Source organism: Curtobacterium sp. S6, from assembly GCF_000710345.2.
GTDB lineage: Bacteria > Actinomycetota > Actinomycetes > Actinomycetales > Micrococcaceae > Rothia.
In genome coordinates this window covers 1,568,816-1,587,751 of sequence record NZ_JHEL01000015.1, presented here as the reverse complement: position 1 = coordinate 1,587,751, position 18,936 = coordinate 1,568,816, and the positions used below count along the sequence as shown (strand labels likewise).

At 63.1% G+C, this 18,936-nt stretch carries 16 protein-coding genes and 1 riboswitch; of the genes, 11 read left to right on the top strand and 5 right to left on the bottom strand.

Going from position 1 to position 18,936, the window contains the following annotated elements; translation table 11 throughout:
• The first annotated feature begins 82 nt into the window (after nt 1-82).
• Nucleotides 83-1,519, top strand: a complete 1,437-nt coding sequence (locus tag CURSPS6_RS09420) for a glycoside hydrolase family 2 protein (RefSeq protein ID WP_051687801.1) — start codon at nt 83-85, stop codon at nt 1,517-1,519.
• A 103-nt stretch (nt 1,520-1,622) separates the two neighbouring features.
• On the opposite strand, the gene CURSPS6_RS09415 is transcribed toward CURSPS6_RS09420, so the two are convergent.
• From CURSPS6_RS09415 to CURSPS6_RS09405, 3 genes are all read right to left on the bottom strand, one after another.
• Nucleotides 1,623-2,135 (bottom strand): ferritin, encoded by a 513-nt coding sequence (locus CURSPS6_RS09415; protein ID WP_030015762.1) that lies wholly within the window; start codon nt 2,133-2,135, stop codon nt 1,623-1,625.
• A 203-nt stretch (nt 2,136-2,338) separates the two neighbouring features.
• The gene (locus tag CURSPS6_RS09410) at nt 2,339-2,542 is read right to left on the bottom strand and encodes a cold-shock protein (RefSeq protein ID WP_030015761.1); all 204 of its coding nucleotides are present in this window, start codon (nt 2,540-2,542) and stop codon (nt 2,339-2,341) included.
• Nucleotides 2,543-2,878: 336 nt separating this feature from the next.
• Complete coding sequence (locus CURSPS6_RS09405; RefSeq protein ID WP_082470303.1) at nt 2,879-3,643, bottom strand: SDR family NAD(P)-dependent oxidoreductase; 765 nt, start codon at nt 3,641-3,643, stop codon at nt 2,879-2,881.
• A 665-nt stretch (nt 3,644-4,308) separates the two neighbouring features.
• On the opposite strand from CURSPS6_RS09405, the gene CURSPS6_RS09400 reads away from it, so the two are divergent.
• Entirely contained in the window at nt 4,309-4,707 is a 399-nt protein-coding gene (locus CURSPS6_RS09400; protein ID WP_030015758.1) for an RNA-binding S4 domain-containing protein, read from the top strand.
• Between the two features lie 54 nt (nt 4,708-4,761).
• On the opposite strand, the gene CURSPS6_RS09395 is transcribed toward CURSPS6_RS09400, so the two are convergent.
• Nucleotides 4,762-7,146, bottom strand: coding sequence for an ATP-binding cassette domain-containing protein (locus CURSPS6_RS09395; RefSeq protein ID WP_030015757.1), 2,385 nt, complete (start codon nt 7,144-7,146; stop codon nt 4,762-4,764).
• Between the two features lie 42 nt (nt 7,147-7,188).
• A complete protein-coding gene (locus CURSPS6_RS09390; RefSeq protein ID WP_030015755.1) occupies nt 7,189-8,454 on the bottom strand; it encodes an SLC13 family permease in 1,266 nt (421 codons plus the stop codon).
• 137 nt (nt 8,455-8,591) lie between these two features.
• Here CURSPS6_RS09390 and CURSPS6_RS09385 point away from each other — a divergent pair, with 137 nt between their 5' ends.
• The 9 genes from CURSPS6_RS09385 (at nt 8,592) to CURSPS6_RS12550 (ending at nt 18,925) form a co-directional block, all read left to right on the top strand.
• Nucleotides 8,592-10,010, top strand: coding sequence for an MATE family efflux transporter (locus CURSPS6_RS09385; RefSeq protein ID WP_030015754.1), 1,419 nt, complete (start codon nt 8,592-8,594; stop codon nt 10,008-10,010).
• A gap of 151 nt (nt 10,011-10,161) precedes the next feature.
• Complete coding sequence (gene efeU, locus CURSPS6_RS09380) at nt 10,162-11,022, top strand: iron uptake transporter permease EfeU (protein WP_051687800.1); 861 nt, start codon at nt 10,162-10,164, stop codon at nt 11,020-11,022.
• Nucleotides 11,023-11,088: 66 nt separating this feature from the next.
• Nucleotides 11,089-12,411, top strand: coding sequence for an iron uptake system protein EfeO (efeO, locus tag CURSPS6_RS09375; RefSeq protein WP_030015751.1), 1,323 nt, complete (start codon nt 11,089-11,091; stop codon nt 12,409-12,411).
• Nucleotides 12,412-12,420: 9 nt separating this feature from the next.
• Nucleotides 12,421-13,872, top strand: a complete 1,452-nt coding sequence (efeB, locus tag CURSPS6_RS09370) for an iron uptake transporter deferrochelatase/peroxidase subunit (protein ID WP_030015750.1) — start codon at nt 12,421-12,423, stop codon at nt 13,870-13,872.
• 58 nt (nt 13,873-13,930) lie between these two features.
• A riboswitch (TPP riboswitch) is annotated at nt 13,931-14,025 on the top strand.
• Between the two features lie 72 nt (nt 14,026-14,097).
• Nucleotides 14,098-14,895 (top strand): 3-oxoacyl-ACP reductase, encoded by a 798-nt coding sequence (locus tag CURSPS6_RS09365; protein ID WP_030015748.1) that lies wholly within the window; start codon nt 14,098-14,100, stop codon nt 14,893-14,895.
• Nucleotides 14,892-16,193, top strand: a complete 1,302-nt coding sequence (locus CURSPS6_RS09360) for an LLM class flavin-dependent oxidoreductase (protein WP_030015747.1) — start codon at nt 14,892-14,894, stop codon at nt 16,191-16,193. Before CURSPS6_RS09365 ends, CURSPS6_RS09360 begins: the two co-directional genes overlap by 4 nt.
• Nucleotides 16,194-16,902: 709 nt before the next feature.
• Entirely contained in the window at nt 16,903-17,400 is a 498-nt protein-coding gene (locus CURSPS6_RS09355) for a hypothetical protein (protein WP_030015746.1), read from the top strand.
• 191 nt (nt 17,401-17,591) lie between these two features.
• On the top strand, nt 17,592-17,972 hold the full coding sequence (locus CURSPS6_RS12375; RefSeq protein ID WP_082470301.1) for a peptidase inhibitor family I36 protein: 381 nt from the start codon (nt 17,592-17,594) through the stop codon (nt 17,970-17,972).
• Between the two features lie 68 nt (nt 17,973-18,040).
• Nucleotides 18,041-18,925: a membrane lipoprotein lipid attachment site-containing protein gene (locus CURSPS6_RS12550; protein ID WP_152978101.1), complete on the top strand. Its 885-nt coding sequence runs from the start codon at nt 18,041-18,043 to the stop codon at nt 18,923-18,925.
• Nucleotides 18,926-18,936: the final 11 nt, after the last annotated feature.

Here is an 18,936-nt window from a genome sequence, read left to right as displayed (position 1 = left end):
TCTCATGCGATGAGCCCCTCACCTGCCGACCTGTCGCCACAGGTAACACCCACCCGAGCCTCCGTTGCGTGTAAACAACGTCATGACCCGCAACATCTACGAGCCGGAGGAATTCTACGATTTATGCGATCAACAGGGCCTGCTCGTCTGGCAGGATTTCATGTTCACCTCGGTGGACTACCCCGATGACGACCCCGGTCTTCGGGCCGAGGTCGAGGCGGAAGCGTCGTACCAGGTCAGGCGCCTCAGCGGGCACCCGTGCCTGGCGGTCTGGGCCGGCAATAACGAGGCGCACGCGATGCACGACGTCATCTGGGCGGAAGAACCTCGGGAGGGGTGGGGCGAATATTTCTACGACGACCTCCTGCCGAGAACCGTGGATGAGGACGGATGCGGCGTGCCGTATCGCCGGGGCAGCCCCGACGGCGCCCTGGGTACCGCCAACGGCGTGCTCGACGGCGACCGTCACGCGTGGGAGGTCTGGCACGGAGCGGACCTCGGCGCGGGGCCGGCCCCTTCGACGTTGGATGAGTCCGAGCAGAACCACTTCTGGCGTTACCGGCAGGATCGTGGCCGGTTCATCAGCGAATTCGGAATCTGCTCGATACCCGAGGCCGTGACCCTGGACCGGTGGGTCAGCCAGCCCATCACCCCCTGGGGCGAGCAGTTTCTCCATCGGATCAAGGACAGCCCCCAGGACAAGATCATGGGACTCCTGGCCTCCGAGGCGGGGGTCGGGCGCGCGGACAGCCTGCGGGCTCACACGATCGCCTCTCACATGGTTCAGGCCGAAGGCCTTGCCTACGGAATCGCGCACTATCGCCGACGCCAACCGGTGTGCTCCGGGGCTTTGGTATGGCAGCTGAACGAACCCTGGCCGGGGCTGAGCTGGTCCCTCGTGGACTACGAGGGTTTGCCCAAGGCCGCCTGGTACGCGGTGCGGGATGCCTTCGCACCCGTCGTCGCGTCGTGGCGCCAGGCGGAGCCCGGGGCGTGCCTGGAGCTGTGGGTCACCAACAGCTCGGGCGCGGAGTGGAGCGGGGTACTTCGCGCCCGGCTGCGAGGGTTCTCGGGAGAGGTCCACGACGACCGCGCCGTGGAGGTCAGGGTCGCGCCCGGCGATTCGCGGCAGGTCACGAGCTTCCCGGCGCCGAAGCGGACTCGGGAGGTCTACGCCGAGGCGACCGCCCCGGACGGCGGGCTCCCGCCAGCGAGACTTTTCCTCGACCACCTCAAGAATCTTCCCTTGGGCGGCACGGTCACGTCCCGCGTCAGGGCCGGGGAAGACGACGTCGCCGCGGGTCGGGCGCACGTCACCATCCGCGCGGGAGACGCCTTCGCCTATGCGGTCCGGGTGGATCCCCTGTCCCCGGCCAACCGCTTCGACGCGGCCTACTTCGATCTGGCCCCCGGCCAGACGCGCACGGTGACGGTGACCGGGCTCGCTCCGGGCTTCAACCCCGCCGACCTCTCGGTGCGCACCTGGGCCGATGACATCGGGTCGGAAACGGTCTCCTGATCGTCTGGCTCGCAACCGTCCCGACGGCGTACGCAACGGGCCCCGAACCTGCTGAGGTTCGGGGCCCGTTGGCCTATCCGCCGGGGGCGGCGAGGCGACTCGATTAGTCTTCGGTGCCCTCTTCGGGGCGCTGACCGAGCTCGGCGTCGAGGCGGAGCAGGCCGGAGCCTTCGCCGTTGATGAGCTTGAGGCGACCGATGATTTCGGAAGCCGTGGCTTCCTCCTCGATCTGCTCGTCGACGAACCAGTTGAGCAGCGGGCGGGAGTCGAAGTCTCCCTCGGCGTCTGCTTCTCGGTACAGGTCACGGATGGAGTTGGAAACCTTCTCCTCGTGGGCCAGGGCGGCCTGGAAGATCTCCAAAACGGAGAGACCCGTGGTCACCGACGGTGCGCTGATCTGTCCGATTTCGGCGTGGTTGCCGCGGTCGGAAAGGTGATCGATGAACTTGTTGGCGTGGACGATCTCCTCGTCCGCCTGGTGGCGAAGCCACGCGGCGATGCCGGGGAGGTCCTGCTCGTCGGCCTCGATGGCGAGCTGACGATACGTGATCGACGCTTCGAACTCGAGGGTGATCTGGTCCTGGAATTTCTTTTCAAGGTCTGTAGACATCTTCATGCCTTCGAGAATAGGCCGGAAACGCCGGCTTGTCAGCAGTGTGGAGCCTTTCCTCAGAAGTGGTTCAGGTGTGCAACGGCTTAATTTAGGGATGCCTGCCCATGGCCACGAAACCCCGAATCCGGGCATGAAAAAGGGGCCGGGGGCGAACATAGTGTTCGCCGCCGGCCCCTTCAGATCATCCCCTACCGGGGATATCGCGTTTAGAGAACGCGGATGTTCGTGGCCTGAAGACCCTTGGGGCCCTGCTCAGCCTGGAACTCAACCGTCTGGCCCTCTTCGAGGCCGCGGAAGCCGGTGCCTTCGATGGCGCTGTAGTGAGCGAAGAGATCGTCGGAGTGGTCATCCGGGGCAATGAAGCCATAGCCCTTTTCGGAGTTGAACCATTTCACGGTGCCTTTAGCCATTATTATTTCTTTCCTTCGTGTCGGCCGCCTGTGGCGGCCATGTACTCCACGTCGATTCTGCCGACGTGGTTCTTGAGCTGCTGTACGCAGGGATGCTGCTTTAAAGAACTCAAAAAATCTGTGGGGTTATGAGGGGCGGACGCTATGCGTTGCCGCCTGGGATGGTCGACCCGATCAGAGATAACGGTCGACGCTGTCGATATGAAAATTGCCGATGTCACTCGTGGGGCGCCGTTGCCGCACCAGCCTTCCGGCGTGTACATAGACAACCCTACCAGGACAAAGGCTTCTCGTGTCAGGTGTTCGGCAAATGCATGTCACGAGGACGGATTTTTTTTACGCCTCAACGCGGGGGCGGACCCACACCTCGGTGATCTGAGTGTCTTCGGATGCGTCCACGACGTGACGGATGGAACGGGCCACGGTTGCGGGGTCGATGAACTTCGGGGGCTCCGCCTTGGGGTAGTCGTCCTGCCAGCGAACCATGGTGGTGTCGGTCGGGCCGGGGGCCACGGTGGCCACCCGTACGCCGTCGCGGGAGACCTGGCGTCGGAAACCATCGGCCACGGCCTGGAGGGCGTGCTTTGTTGCGCTGTAGACCACGTTGTATTGATTTGACGAGCGGGATGCCCCGGAACCAAGGAAGACCACGGTTCCGCGGGACTTTCGAAGGTGGGGCAACAGGGTGCGGGTCAGCTCGGCGGGTGCGGTCACGTTCGTGTGGAAGGCCGTGTCCCAGTCCTGGGCGCGCGCGTCGTCCAGCGTGAAGCGAGACGCGATGGCCGCGGCGTTGACCAGGGCGTCCACGCGGGGGAGATCCGCCAGGGCGCCTTGAAGGGTGTCGGTGTCATTGAGGTCGAGAATCAGGGGGACGACGTCGTTGGGGGTCGAGCGCTCGACGACCTCCCGCAACTTCTCGTCGTTCCGCCCGATGGCCACCACGATCGAATCGCGGGAGAGGTCCTCGGCAACGCGGGAACCGATCCCGCCGGAAGCGCCGGTCACGACGACGACGCGTCGATCGGGGTGCTGTTCGGCGAGGCGACGGATCTCCGCCACCGAATCGGCGGCTTCTGACTGCGGAAAACTCGAATTGCTCATGGTTCCGAGCTTACGCGGTCGACGCCGTGAGGTGGGGGCTCCGAAGATCCCGTCCGAGGTGGCCCCATAACGTGTTGGAGATCACAGATTTGGAACGATTTTCCCCTCGACATGGTTCAAATTTACGCTAATATTTTTTCCTGAAATGGGAACAACGTCCTGTTTCGCGGCATGGGTGGCCCCCTCCTGATACGGGGGCCACCACACCAAGGCTTCCGGTCGGCTATGGGGGCCGGAAGATGCTTCCGCGACGAAGGCACGCGCGGCGCGGGCTGTGCACCTTCTCAGGGGGATCCGCGGAAGCTCAACGTCCCGCTCGTCTTCGAGCGGGACGTTCCTCCCCTCGGGGACCCCGAAGAATCACCTCTCCTGGGCACCGTGACCTGGCTCGAGGGCGATCGTGACTATTCCGTTGCGCAATTACCAGGAGACTTACAGGCTCCGCAGGGTTGGACCTCAGTTCGGCTGACTAACTTAATAAGTACCTCATAAGGTGCGAGTGATTGATGAGAGACGGACCGCGAATCCGTCTCGGACCACCGGCCGGGGGCGGAGCGTTTTCCCTATAGCTCCGCTTCCCGGCCGGTGGTTTTTTAATCGTTGGACCGTTCGGCTCCTGGCCCGCCCTTTCTGCGGGGCGCCCGGCCGCACTAGAATGGATGACCATGAATTCCGAGAAGTCGACCGACCCGCAGGGCCCCCAGAGCGTTCGCCTCGACGCGTGGCTCTGGTCGGTTCGGCTCTACAAGACGCGCTCGGCGGCGACCACCGCCTGCCGAGCCGGCCACGTGCGGCTCAACGACCAGCCGGTCAAGGCATCCCAGGCGCTTCGCGTCGGAGACGTGGTCAAGGTCCGCACGCCGGGCTGGGAGCGCGTCTTCGAGGTCGCCAAGCTCTTGACCAAGCGTGTGGGCGCGCCGGTGGCCCGAACCTGTTATGTCGATCATTCGCCCCCGAGGCCCAGCGCGCTCTCCGCGCCGGTTCCGCGCCGGGAGCCGGGCGCGGGCCGCCCCACCAAGAAGGAACGTCGCGAACTCGAACGGCTCTGGGGTCACCGGAGCTGAAGGACTCGTCGCCCGACCCGTGCCGGTCTACGGGGCGCGCCGCGCTCCGGGCGGTTACCTCCGGAGGTATTTGGCCAGGTGCTCGGCGGTGACCGTGGAGCGGCCCGTCACCAGGTCCTCAGGCGTGCCCTCGAAGACGATGCGGCCTCCGTCGTGTCCCGCACCGGGACCGAGGTCGATGATCCAGTCCGCGTGGGCCATCACCGCCTGGTGATGCTCGATCACGATCACGGTCTTGCCGGAGTCCACCAGCTGATCCAGCAGCCCGAGGAGTTGCTGGACATCCGCCAGGTGCAGGCCCGTGGTGGGCTCGTCCAGGATGTAGACGCCGCCCTTTTCTCCCATGCGGCTCGCGAGCTTGAGCCGCTGACGCTCGCCGCCGGACAGCGTGTTCAAAGGCTGCCCGAGGCTGAGGTATCCCAGGCCCACGTCCTCGAGCCGGCGGAGGATCTTGTGCGCCGCGGGCAGTTTGCCCTCGTCCGAGCCGAAGAATTCGGCCGCCTGGGCGACGGACATCGACAAGACCTCGCTGACGTCCTTGCCGCCGTAGGTGTATTCCAGGACCTCGGGCTGGAAACGCTTGCCGTCGCAGTCTTCGCAGGTGGTGGACACCCCAGACATCATGCCGAGGTCCGTGAAGATCACCCCCGCGCCGTTGCACGTGGGGCATGCGCCGTCGGAATTGGAACTGAAAAGGCCGGGCTTGACGCCGTTCTCCTTGGCGAAAGCCTTGCGAATCGGCTCCAGGAGGCCCGTATAGGTTGCCGGATTGCTGCGGCGTGAGCCTTTGATGGGGGTCTGGTCGATCGCGACGAGGCCTTCCTCCTCGACCCGGGAACCCTTCAGCAGCGACCCCTCGAGGAGAGAGGACTTCCCGGATCCGGCCACGCCCGTGACGACGGTCAGCACGCCCAAGGGAATGTCGACGTCTACATCCCGAAGGTTGTTGCGGTGCGCCCCGCGGATCTCGAGCGCGCCGCGCGAGGACCGGACGGAATCCTTGAGCCGAATTTTGTCGTCGAGGTGGCGCCCGGTGACGGTGTCCGAGGCCCGCAGGCCGGCGACGTCGCCCTCGAAGCAGATCCGGCCGCCGTCGGACCCCGCGCCCGGACCGATATCCACCACGTGGTCGGCGATCTCGATCATCTCCGGTTTGTGCTCGACGACCAGCACGGTGTTTCCCTTGTCCCGCAGCTGCAGCAGGAGCTGGTTCATGCGTTCGATGTCGTGCGGATGCAGGCCGATCGACGGTTCGTCGAAGACATAGGTCACGTCCGTCAGCGATGATCCCAGGTGGCGGATCATCTTGGCCCGCTGGGCCTCGCCCCCGGAGAGGGTGCCCGAGGAGCGGTCGAGGGAGAGGTAGCCCAAGCCGATGGTCACGAAGGAGTCCAGCAGGTCCCTCAGGGCCTTGAGGAGAGGCTCGACCGAGGGCTTGTCGAGGCCGCGGACCCACTCGGCGAGGTCGCTGATCTGCATCTGGCAGAGCTCGGCGATGTTCTTGCCATCGATGGTCGAGGACAGCGCCCCCTGGGTCAGGCGTGTGCCGTGGCATTCGGGACAGGTCACATACGTGACGGCGCGGTCCACGAACGCGCGGACGTGCGGCTGCATGGCCTCCTTGTCCTTGGAGAGCATCGACTTCTGGATGCGCGGGATCAGCCCTTCGTAGGTCATGTTGATGCCCTCGACCTTGATGCGTTCCGGCTCGTGGTAGAGGAAATCGTGCATTTCCCGCTGGGTGAATTTCTTGATGGGCTTCTTGGGATCGACGAAGCCTGAGCCGCTGAAGAGCCTGACGTTCCAGCCGCCCCCGTTGTATCCCGGCACCTTGATGGCGTCCTCCGAGAGAGACTTCTCCTCGTCGAAGACCTCCGTGAGATCCAGGTCGGTCACGTTGCCCATGCCCTCGCAGCGCGGGCACATTCCGCCGGTGACGGAGAACGTTTTCTTGACGGCGCGGCTATTCGCCTTCTCGACCTTCATGGCGCCGGAGGCGGTCACGGTGGGGGTGTTGAAGGAATACGCCTTGGGCCCACCGATGTGAGGCTCGGCGATGCGGCTGAACAGGGTGCGCAACAGGGCGTTGGCGTCGGTCACGGTGCCCACCGTGGAGCGCGCGTTGCTGCCGATCCGTTCCTGATCGACGATGATCGCCGTCGTCAGGCCGTCGAGGAAATCCACCTCGGGACGCGCCTGAGTCGGGAGAAATCCTTGAACAAAGGCGCTGTAGGTCTCGTTGATGAGCCGCTGGGAGTCGGCGGCGATGGTCCCGAAAACCAGGGAACTTTTGCCGGAGCCCGAAACTCCGGTGAAGACGGTCAGCCGCCGCTTGGGCAACTCGACGCTGACGTCCTGCAGGTTGTTCCCTCGCGCACCCTGAACGCGGATGAGGTTGTGGGTATCGGCGGGGTGGATGGCGGCATCGTGGTTGCTCATGAGTCGATCTAACCACGTGGTGTGGGAGGCTGACGGGCGCGCCTACACCCCGACGATCAGCGGGATGAGGCACAGGAATCCGGGGACCACCGCCGTCAGGCCCAGCGAGGTGGTCAGGAAAGCGCGGAAGACGTCGTTCTGGCGTTCTTCCTCGGCGTTGCCGACCACCAGGGTCCCGGCGATGTGGATCGGGTTCATGACCATGAGGCCGGAAGGGATCGCGACCGCGACGACGATCCAAAAGATGGCCGGAGAATCCGCGAAGAAGCCGAAGACCAGGGGCATCGTCATGCTCAGGACCCCCAGGGCCGAGGACTCCACGTTGCAGAGCAGGGCCGTGAGGTAGGCCAGCGCGAACAAGACCAGCACGCCGGAGCCGGCGCCGCCCATCGCGTGCTGGATCGAGTCGATGGTGCCCACCGACCGAAGCAGCCCGAGGTAGGTCAGCAGCCCGCCGATCAGCAGCACGGCGCCCCACGGAACTTTGTCGAACATCGCCTTCTGGGCGGGCCGGAAGATGAGCTGGAGGATGGCCGCGACCGCCATGGAGGTCAGGCCAACGTCGAGCTTGAAGGCGACCACGCAGAGGACGAAAAGGGCGAGGCCCACTAGCGAGGCGACCGCATACGGCGTGTTTTCGACGCGCCGGCCGGTCTCACGTCCGGACTCGACCTGGGCGGCCTGCGGTTCGACGAGCAATTTTCCGCGGCGCGTCAGCATCGAGAAGATCACCTGGAGCGCGCCGAGGACCACGGCGGTGACGATCAGCGTGACCAACCACAGCGCCCAGCCCGAATAGGTGACGCCGGCGTCGGCGGCGAGTTCGCGAATGGTCGCGCCGGTCGGATTGAGCGGGGACATGCCCAGGCCGATGGCGCCCATGATCACGCCCAATGCGTTGATCAGATAGGTCCCGCGATACTTGACGGAGATGAAGGCGATCAGCGGAACCAGGATCGCGACGGGGCCCGTGCTGAAGATGCCCACGGTCGAGAGGAATCCGCCGAGGGCAAAGCCGACCCAGGGGATCAGGCCCTTGCGGCCGCCGACTAGGCGGAAGGCACCGTCGATGACCCAGCCGATCGCGCCGCTGATGTCCAAGTGACTGAACATCAGGGAGACGCCGATGATCAGCACCACGAGGCTCGCCGGAAAGGCCTGGTAGATATCGTCGGTGGGGACCCCGGCGGCGAGGACCAGCACGAGGGAGGCACCCAGGGAGAGGGTGCCGATGTTGACCTTCTTCCAGATCGCCAGCACGAGCACCACGAGCAAGAGCACGAGGGAAAGCGTTTGGGGAGTGGTCACTCGTCCTCCTGGAAGGTGGCGGAAATACGCTGAATTGCTTACGTAAGCTAACTACTTCATCGAGCGGCGGGCAAACTGTTGCGGTAATCCTCGCCACATCGTCGCGGGTCACTCGGGGGTGTCCCTAGACTGGGCGGGTGACTTCCCAGCCCTCTCCCCACGAGTCCTCCACCTCGCGTGAGGCCGGCAACGACGGCGCCGCCGCCACGACGTCGGCCGGGGACCTCAATCGGCAGATCCTCGCCCTGGCCCTTCCCGCGTTCGGCGCCCTGATCGCCGAGCCGCTCTTCATCCTCGCGGACACCGCCATCGTCGGGCACCTGGGCACGCAGCAGCTCGCTGGCCTTTCGGTGGCCGGAACCGTGGTTCAGACGGTCATCGGGTTGATGATTTTCCTGTCGTATTCGACGACTCCGGCGGTCGCCCGATTCTTCGGCGCTGGCAAGCTGAAAGCCGCGTACGAGAAGGGCCGTGACGGGCTGTGGGTCGCCCTGATGCTCGGGCTGGTGCTCGCCGTGGCGGGGTGGGTGCTGGCCCCCGTTGTGCTCGAGGCCATGGGTGCCCACGGCCCGACCCTGGAACACGCGGTCGCGTACATGCGATGGTCGATGCCGGGTTTGCCGGGGATGCTGATCGTCCTGGCCGCCCTCGGCATCCTGCGGGGTCTCCAGGACACCAAGACGCCCTTGTACGTGGCGGGCGCGGGGGCGGCGGTCAACGTCGTTCTCAACTGGATCCTGGTCTTCCCCCTGGGGTTGGGTGTCGCCGGTTCCGCGATGGGAACCTCCCTCGTTCAGTGGGGCATGGCCGCCGTGTACCTCGTGATGATCATCGGCGCCTCCCGCGACCACGAGGTGCGCTGGAAAACGTCCATGTCCGGGGTTGGGTCCATCCTGTCCGTGGGGTCGTGGCTCATGCTTCGCACCGCGGCGATGCGCGCGGCGATGCTGCTGACCATCGTGGTGGTCACGCATCAGGGGCCGACCAATCTCGCCGCCTATCAGCTCACGATGTCGTTATTTGGGTTCATGGCCTTCGGGCTGGACGCGCTCGCGATCGCGGCCCAGGCTCTGCTGGGCAAGGAAATGGGGGCGAGGGATCTGAGCGTCCCGTCCGAGAGGCGAAGCGTGCGACAACTCATGCACCGGCTCATCAAGTGGTCCCTCGGCTTCGGCGTGATCACCGGGCTGATCTGCCCGATCTTGGGGTTCGGGCTCGGTGGGGCCTTCACCCCGGACCCGAACGTCCAGCACCTCTTCTCGCTCGCGATGATCGTGGTCGCCATCGGCCAGCCCCTGGCGTCGTTCGTCTTCATTCTCGACGGCGTCCTGATCGGCGCGCAGGACGCCAGGTATCTCGCGCTCGCCTCGACCGTGTCGTTGGCCCTCTACGCGCCCATGCTGTGGGGGATCTACGTGGCGAGTGCGGATGCCGGTGGGGCCATGGATACGTGGGGGTTCCTCTGGATTTGGGTGGCCTACGCCGTGGGGTTCATGGGCCTGCGAGGGATCACCCTCGGCTGGCGTTCCCGCTCCGACGTGTGGATACGGGCGTGAGCCTCCCGGCCGGTCTGCCTGAGCGTTAAGGGTTACCTAACTCACGATTATCGAGGACAGTATCTGACCTCTGAGTGTGGCTATAATCCTTACAGATTTTAACCGGCACCTCGTGGGGAGAGGCGCCGGGAGAAGGTGGGGGAGGCCAGTCGTGTTCGTTGCCAACCTGTTGATCGCTTTGCGTGAGGGTTTCGAGGCGTCGCTCGTCGTCGGCATCCTCATCGCCTATGTGGTCAAGGCGGGCCGCCGGGACGTCCTGAACAAGCTGTGGCTCGGTGTGGGAATCGCCGTCGTGATTCCCCTGGCCGTTGGCGCGATTCTGACGTGGGGGCCGCAAACCCTGACGTATCAGGCGCAAGAGTTCATCGGAGGCAGCCTCTCCCTGGTGGCGGCGGCCCTGGTCACGTGGATGATTTTCTGGATGGGCAAGCATTCCCGGGATCTCAAGAGAAATCTCGAAAGCTCCCTGGATAGGTCGCTCGCGCGCCAGTCCAGCGGATGGGGGATCGTGGGCCTGGCCGCGCTCGCGGTGGGCAGGGAAGGCGTGGAGACCGCTCTGTTCATCTGGGCCACCGTGCAGTCCTCGATCCAGAACAATATCCTCGCCACGACGGCCGGCGTCGTGGTGGGGCTGATCCTCGCGGTTCTGCTCGGGTGGGTGGTCTATCGAGGGGCTCGACGCATCAACCTCAGGTTGTTCTTCGCCGTCACCGGATATTTCCTGATCCTCGTGACCGCGGGCATCGCCTCCTACGGGGTGGGCGATCTGCAGGAGGCCGGCGTGTTGCCCGGCATCATGACCCACGCTTGGGACCTGAGCGCCCACCTTCCTTCGCCGACGTCGCCCGTGTACTGGCTCTACGTCGTTGGCCAGGCGATCTTCCAGATCAACCTCCAGCCGACCGTCCTCCAGACCGTCGCGTGGTGTGTGTATTTCGTTCCGGTCGTCATTCTCTTTGCGTACCGGACATCCGCGGGCAAACGCACCAAAACGGCCGTATCGGCCGGCTAGCTACATTTTTTCTCCCAGGGGCCGGGCCACCGGGTTTCGGCCGTCAGTTCACCTCATGAGGAAATTATGAAAATCACCAAATTCCTTGCCGCACCGACGGGTATCACCCTTGCCTTGATCTTGGCGGCGTGTACCAATAACCCCGGTGCTCACTCGGACCCATCAGAAAGCAAAAAGGCCGACGACGCCGGGCAGATGGTTCACGTCACCATTGGCGAGGGAACCTGCCTCGCCGATCCCGCGACGATGCCCGCCGGAAAGGTGACTTTCGAGATCAAGAATGAGGGCAAAGATCCCAACGAGTTTGAGGTCCTGACCGAGAACAAACTTCAAATAGCTTCCGAGAAGGAAAACATCGGTCCCGGAACCACGACCAGCCTCACGACCACCCTTAAGGAAGGCACCTACCACACGGCATGCAAGCCCAATATGGTCGGCGATTTCGTGGGTATGGCCAAATTCGAGGTGACCCCCGGCTCGGGCGGCGAGGTCTCGGAGGACCAGAAAGAGGCCGAGAAGAAGGCCATCGACAACTACACCGCGTACGTCAAGGATCAGGTGGGTGAGCTCTTGACCGCGACCAAGGACTTCACCCAGGCCTACGTGGACGGCAACATCCAGCGAGCTCGTGAACTCTACGCGGTAGCCCGTCAGCGGTACGAGCGGATCGAGCCGACCGCGGAGGACTTCGGCATCGAAGAGGCGGGAGACCTGGACGCGGCCTTGGACTCCCGGGTCCAGGACCTGGCTCATGACGCCAACAAAGAGCCCTGGAGCCCGGAGGTTCTGGAGGGATGGACCGGCTGGCACCGCATCGAAGCCGACCTCTTCTCCGCTCCGAACTCGCATTACTCCTTCGCCTCGCAGCAGGAGCGTCAGGCCGCCGCCGACAATCTCAATGAGACGACTCAAAAGTTGTACGACCTCGTGTTCGGAAAGATCGACGGCAAAAAGGGCAAGTTTGAGCTGGCCCTCTCGGACGTCGCGACGGGTGCCGCCGAGCTCCTGGAAGAGGTCGGGGAGAGCAAGATCGTTGGCGAGGAAGAGACCTTCTCTCACACGGACCTCTACGACTTCAAGGCCAACGTCGAGGGCGCCGAGGTCGCTTACGGCAACGTCGCGGACATCGTGAAGTCCAAGGACAAGGACCTGGCCGAGAAGATCGAGAAGGGTTTCAAGACGGTTAACGAGTTGCTCGAGAAGCACGTGAGCGGCAAAGACAGCGACGGCAACGTGACGTACGTGGACTACCGGACCATCGCCAAGGTTCAGGAGGCCGCGGAGGAAGCGCCCAAGCCCGAGGACTACACCGAGGAGCAGAAGAAGCTCTCGGATGCGGTCAACGCCTTGAGCGAGCCGCTGTCCAAGGTCGCCGGGACCATCCTCTAGGCGGCAGGCATGGAACGGACTTCTCTGGACTCGTCACAGCGTCCCGAGGCTGAAGCCTCCCCCGAACAGGCCCCGTGGAGCTCCGAGGGCCGGCCGGTCGATTCACCCGAGGTGACGGCCGGCCCGGCTCCGGCCGAGGGGGACGAGGCGTCGGTCACCGGGGGCAAGACGCGCGGTTTCTCCCGCCGTCGTCTCGTGGGGGCGGCGGGCGTCGCGGGGCTCCTGGGTATCGCCGGATTCGGTGGTGCAACCCTGGCTCGCAAGTCTGAAGAGTCGGCCCCGGCCGCGGTGACTCCCACCCAGTTGGTCTATCCGTTCCGCGGCCCCATACAGCAGGGCATCCTCACCCCGGCGCAGGACAACATGTATACGGCGGCTTTCGACGTCACCGCCGAGAACGTCGAAGAGGTCAAGGACCTCCTGACGGCGTGGACAGCCGCTGCCGAGGACATGTGCGCCGGCCGGCTCGTGGGCGGGGAACCTCACAGCAATCGAGAGGCCCCGCCCACGGATACCGGAGAAGTGTGGGGCTATCCTCCGAGCGGATTGACGGTGACTTTCGGGTTCGGTCGGTCGCTCTTCGTGGGAGAGAACGGCGAGGATCGTTTTGGGCTGCGGCACAAAATGCCCGCCGTACTGGGCGAAGGCGTTCCGCGATTCGCCAACGAGGCGCTTCTTCACAAGGCGAGCGACGGTGACCTGCTGGTTCAGGTGTGCTCGAACGACTCACAGGTCTGCGTGCACGCGATCCGGAATCTCACGCGCATCGCCTTCGGAACGGCGTCGTTGCGCTGGGGCCAGATCGGGTACGGCCGGACGTCGTCGACCTCGAAGGCCCAGGAGACGCCGCGGAATCTGTTTGGATTCAAGGACGGAACCAACAACCTCAAGTCGGAAGACGGCGACGAGACGCTCAATCGTCACGTGTGGGTTCAGTCCGGGGATTCTCCCGAGGCGGAGTGGCTGACCGGCGGGTCCTATTTCCTCGTTCGAAAGATTCACATGATGTTGGAGGTCTGGGATCGGCTGAGCCTGCGGGAACAAGAGGAAGTCATCGGGCGCGAGAAGAGGCACGGGGCCCCGTTGAGCGTGAACCATCCGGTGGTTGCGGATGAGTTCACGCCCATGGACTTCACGGCTAAAGGCGACGACGGTGACACCATCGTTCCAGGGGACGCCCACGTGGCCATCGTCTCTCCCAAAAACAATGACGGTCACAGCATGTTGCGGCGGGGATATAACTTCACCGACGGCAACGATTCCCTGGGGAGGCTGGACGCCGGACTGTTCTTCATCGCCTACGTGCGGGACCCTCGCACCAATTTCTATCCGATCCTGAAAAAGATGACCGAAACCGATGCGATGACCGAATATCTTCAGCATCGAGCCTCGGCCCTCTTCGCGATACCCCCGGGAATCGGGCCGGAGGACACGATGGTCGGCCAGAAGCTGTTCGCTTAGGAAACTCGATCGTCGGCTCCCGCCCCTCGGGACGATTCCTTCGCGGTGCTAGCATGTTGTGCACGACACGGGGTGCCCCTCCTGGGGCTGAGAGAACACCCGTTGAACCTGATTCAGCTAGCACTGGCGAAGGGATTGTCCGCGGGAAGTCGATATCCCGCACCCTCCTCGCGCGGGCACCGCCTGCGACGTGGGCCTTCGCCTCGATCCGAGAGGCACAACACCATGACCGAAACATCCGCCGCGACGCGCCGCGCGTCGATCCCTCTTAACGAACAGCTCGTGATGGTGACCGGAGGCGCTCGTGGCTTGGGCGCCGCGATCAGCCGGGCTTTCCTTGGTGAAGGCGCACGCGTGGCCGTGGGATATCACCGCAGCGGCGACGCCGCGCATCGGCTCGCCGAAGAATTTCCGGGCCGGGCCAAGGCCGTTCAGGTGGATGTGCGGGATCGCGAACGGATCGTCGCTCTCCCCGAGGAGCTTGCCGCGCTGTTTGGTGAAGCCCCGACGACGCTGGTCAACAACGCTCTCCTCGACTTCAGTTTCAATGGCGACGCCCGCCCGAAGGCATCCGAGATTTCTCCGGAGCACTTTCAGTCACAGTTGGATGGTTCGCTTTTCGGTTCGCTCGCGATGATCCAGGCCTTGCGTCCCGCGATGGCCGAGCGAGGATGGGGGCGCATCGTCAACATCGGCACCAACCTGTTCCAGAACCCGGTGGTTCCGTACCACGACTACACCGCGGCCAAAGCGGCCCTGCTCTCCCTGACACGCACGTTCTCCCACGACCTCGGTCCGGACGGGATCACCGTCAACATGATTTCCGGGGGATTATTGCGAGAGACCGACGCGAGCTCGGCGACCCCGTCGGAGGTCTTCGACATGATCGCGGAGGGAACCCCGTTGCGCAGCGTGACCACGCCCGAGGAATTGGCCGACGCCGCTCTCTTCTTCGCCTCGCCCTGGGCCCGAGCGATCACGGGGCAGAACCTGATCGTTGACGGTGGTCTGGTCAAGGGATGAGCGACAACGGGAAACGCCAGGTACACCTGAACCTCTTCATTTTCGGCTGCGGTCATCACAACGCGGCGTGGAGGTCGCCCGGTTCCTCGGTCGAGCGACTGGGCGACATCCGCTATTACGAAGAGCTGGCACGCATCGCCGAATCCGGTGCGTTGGACGCGGTGTTCTTCGCCGACGGGCAGTCGTTGCGGGCGGACTCGGCGGAGCGCTCGCCCACGTGGTTCCTGGAGCCCCTGACAACCCTGGCCGCGATGGCCCGGGCGACGTCGAACATCGGCCTGGTCAGCACGGTGTCGAGCTCTTTTTATACGCCGTTTCACGCGGCGCGGCTGCTTGCGAGCCTGGACCACATCAGCTCCGGGCGCGTGGGGTGGAACGTGGTCACCTCGATGTTCGATGCCGAGGCCCGCAACCACGGAATGGACGGTCTTCCCGCGCACGCCGAGCGGTACGCGCGGGCTGAGGAATTCATCGACGCCGTGCAGGCGCTCTGGGATTCGTGGCCCAGCGACTCGATTCTGACGGACCGGGAGGGGAAGTATCTCGACGCATCGATGATCCGTCCGGTCGATCACAACGGGGAGCACTTTTCCGTGGCCGGTCCGCTCAACGTGCCTCAGCCGCCCCAGGGGAGGCCGGTGCTGTTCCAGGCCGGGGCCTCGGATCCGGGGCGCAACCTCGCGGCACGTCGGGCCGAAGGAATCTACGCCGTCGCCTACGACATCGAACAGGGCAGGGAATATCGCGCCGACGTCCGCGCACGAGCCGAGGCCAACGGACGTGACCCGGACGATCTCGTGGTGATGCCTGGCCTCGTGACCTATGTGGGCCGAACGATGGAGGAGGCCGAGCGGAAGCGGGATCGGTTGGACGAGTTGCTCCCGGTCGAGGCGTCATTGGCGCAGCTGGGCGGGTTCATCCACCGAGACTGCTCGGATTGGGTACTCGACGAGCGCGTCCCTGAGCTGGCTCCGATCGAGGAGTTCACCGGACCGCAGGGGCGTTATGCCACGATCCTGCGGATCATTGACGTGGAGCGACCGACCGTGAGGCAACTGCTCGGTCGGCTGGCCGCCGGTGGTGGGCACTGCACCATGGTGGGGACCCCGGAGACCATCGCGGATCGGATCGAAGAGTGGCTGGATGGGGGTGCGGCCGACGGTTTCAACCTGATGCCGCCCCAATTGCCGGACAGCCTGACGGACTTCGTGGAACTCGTGGTCCCGGAGCTTCGACGCCGCGGTCGTTTTCGGGAGGCTTACGCCTCCTCGACGTTGCGGGGAAACCTCGCTGACTAGTCATTCTTTTGAAAGACAGTAGCTGTCAGCGGAACCCTTTCCAAAGAAAAGCGATTTCGGGCAGGAAAGCAGAAAACTTATCTAGTTAAAATCTTGACCAAGTGATCTGGGTCATCTACTCTAACGATCAACGGCAATGGTGCCGTTCTTGATCGAAGGAGTTGCACGATGAAGGCTCGTTGGGCTCGGGGGCGTTGTGCTGTCGAACTCGCCATGAGCGGTGTCACGGGGGCGTGGATGGCCGAGGTTCCATCGGCGGGGGTGTGGCTTAAGAGAAGCCCGAGGCCCCGATTTGGTGGTGTTCTCTCCGGAGCGTCCCGGTGAGAAAGTTGGTTCTTGCCTGTTGCTCCATTGCCCTCCTCACGGGCTGTGGAGCGATCGAGGACGCCATAGGTGCAAACCAGCCGCCTGTGCCGGTGGCTTCAAGTCAAAGTCCTACCATTGAGCCCGCCAAGTCCCCCGACCCTCAAGCCATTGACAAGGTGAATTCCCTTTTTAGCGTGTCGCCTACCGTGACGCAGGCTCAGGGGGCGGCCGTGGTTCAGTGCATGAAGGATCGAGGCTTTTCGATGAAGCGCCCGCCGCTGGTAAATACGGTGCCAATGACTCTTCCCTATGCCCCGCTCTCGTTGGATACCGCTAGGCGGTATGGATACGACTCTCCGGAGGGGGCTTCGGACGGTGAGGCGACCCGTCGGAGGTCGCTGGCATGAGTGAAGAAGATTCCATCAAGATGGGCGAAGCCCTCACTGGGACCATGGAGTCCGGTGCGGTCAAGGTGCCCGGTGTTAGCGGGTCCATCAATCGTGACGGATGCTTGGCGCATTCTTATGAGGCGGTATTCGGCAGCGCAGAGGCTGGGGTCGTTTTTATCGGAGCGGCGGCCAATCTGACGCAGCCGTACACCAATACGGCCAAATTCGACCTGAATAATCTGGTGGATCAATGGTCTGCCTGTATGAAGAGGGACCATAACCTCGTCGTCCGTTCGCCGGATTCTCTGGGGGTGGACCTTCCTCAGGTAGATCAGGCGGTGGCGTTCGATGATGCGCAGTGTCGCGCCAAGCTCGACTTTGACGCGAAGGTTCGGAATACCACTAACGCCTACATGACGACTTTCCTCCACGACAAGGAGGAAATCCTTGATCAGGTCGCCACGGCCAAAAAGGCTGCGGAGGAGAATGCGCCGAGAGTGTTGGGACATTAAGAGTGAAGCGAGATTCCCTGATTCTCTCAAAGGAACCTGACTAGGTGTTTTATGCTGAAGCCTACGCGAGGTAGAAGTTCGCCCTAGTCAGGTGCACAGAAAAGTGTAGTTAAAATCTTGACCACAAGAAGTTGGATGGTTATCATTATTGCCAGCGGCAACGAGGCCGCAGTCATAAATTTGGAGTTGAAATGATTGCTTCATGGTTCCGAAAAGTAATAACCGTTGGACTTGTCGCTGGTGGCGCCGCGGGTGGCCTTGTGGTGACCTCCGCACCAGCACAGGCCCATGTCTACAGCTGCCCTACTCACTATGAGTGCGTATATGAACACAATAACCTTACAGGTGCTGTTCAAATGGTGAGTGGCTATCTTGGGTTCGCAGATATGACGCCAATTATGCATGACAATGTTTCGTCGTGGGCAAATGCAAATATTCATGCACTGATCGGAATTGGTGAATGGCGGGGTGGGCACAAGTATTTTGCTCAGGTTCTTAAGCCAGGATGGTATGAACCAAATCTTGGATCAATTGGGTTCAATGATAGGGCGGACTTCGTGCAACATATGTAATTAACTTCTGGTTAAATAGTTCAAATAAGTATAAATAGTATTCACATGCCTCTGGGGAGTGACAAATTATGAAAAAGTTAATTATTGCATCTGGTGCATTATTACTCCTCACGGGGTGTGGAGCCCTCAGCGAGGATTCCAGGGCTGGTGAGCCGGCTTCGCCGCAGCCCGTGGTTGAAGACATTAAACCGGCCGCCAGCCCTGATCCTCAGGCCGTAGATAAAGTTCAAACGATCTTTGCGCTGTCCCCCACGACGAGGCAAGCACTTGGCAAAACGACGGCTCAATGCATGGCTGATCGTGGATTCCCGAACACGAACCCGGAGGTGCCTGAGACGCAGGAAATCCATTTTCTATCCAAGCCATTGACTGTGGAGCAGGCCAGGGAACATGGATATGAACGCCTAGACGGCAGTGCCACCGCTGAACACGAAGAACAAGACCAGGACGGGAAGCTGACGCAGGAAGAGGCCGAGAAGAAACATGTAGCATTCATGGGCTCCGGCAAAGAGGGCGCGATCCAGGGCCCCGGCGGGGGAAGTATTAATAAAGATGGTTGCGTGGCCAAGTCCTATGAAGCGGTGTTTGGGAGCGCAGAAACCGGGGCGATCTTCATGGGGGCTGACAATCTTTCCTTGCCCTACATGAACGCGGCGATGCAGGATGGGCGCGTCTCCGACGTTTCTCGGCGGTGGTCGGAATGCATGAAGGATCAGTATCATCTGGTTGCCGAATCGCCGGAGCGAGTAGTGGTTGATATTCCCAATGCGGATAAGAACGTCGCTATTTCGGATGCGCAGTGCCGCGTCAAGGTGGATTACGACGCCACCGTTCGCAATACCACGAACGCTTACCTCACCACGTTCCTGAAGGACAAGCAGGAGATCCTGGATAAGGTGGCCACCGCGAAGAAAGCCGCCGAAGAGAACGCACCCAAGATTCTGGGGCGCTGAGGTCGGGCCGA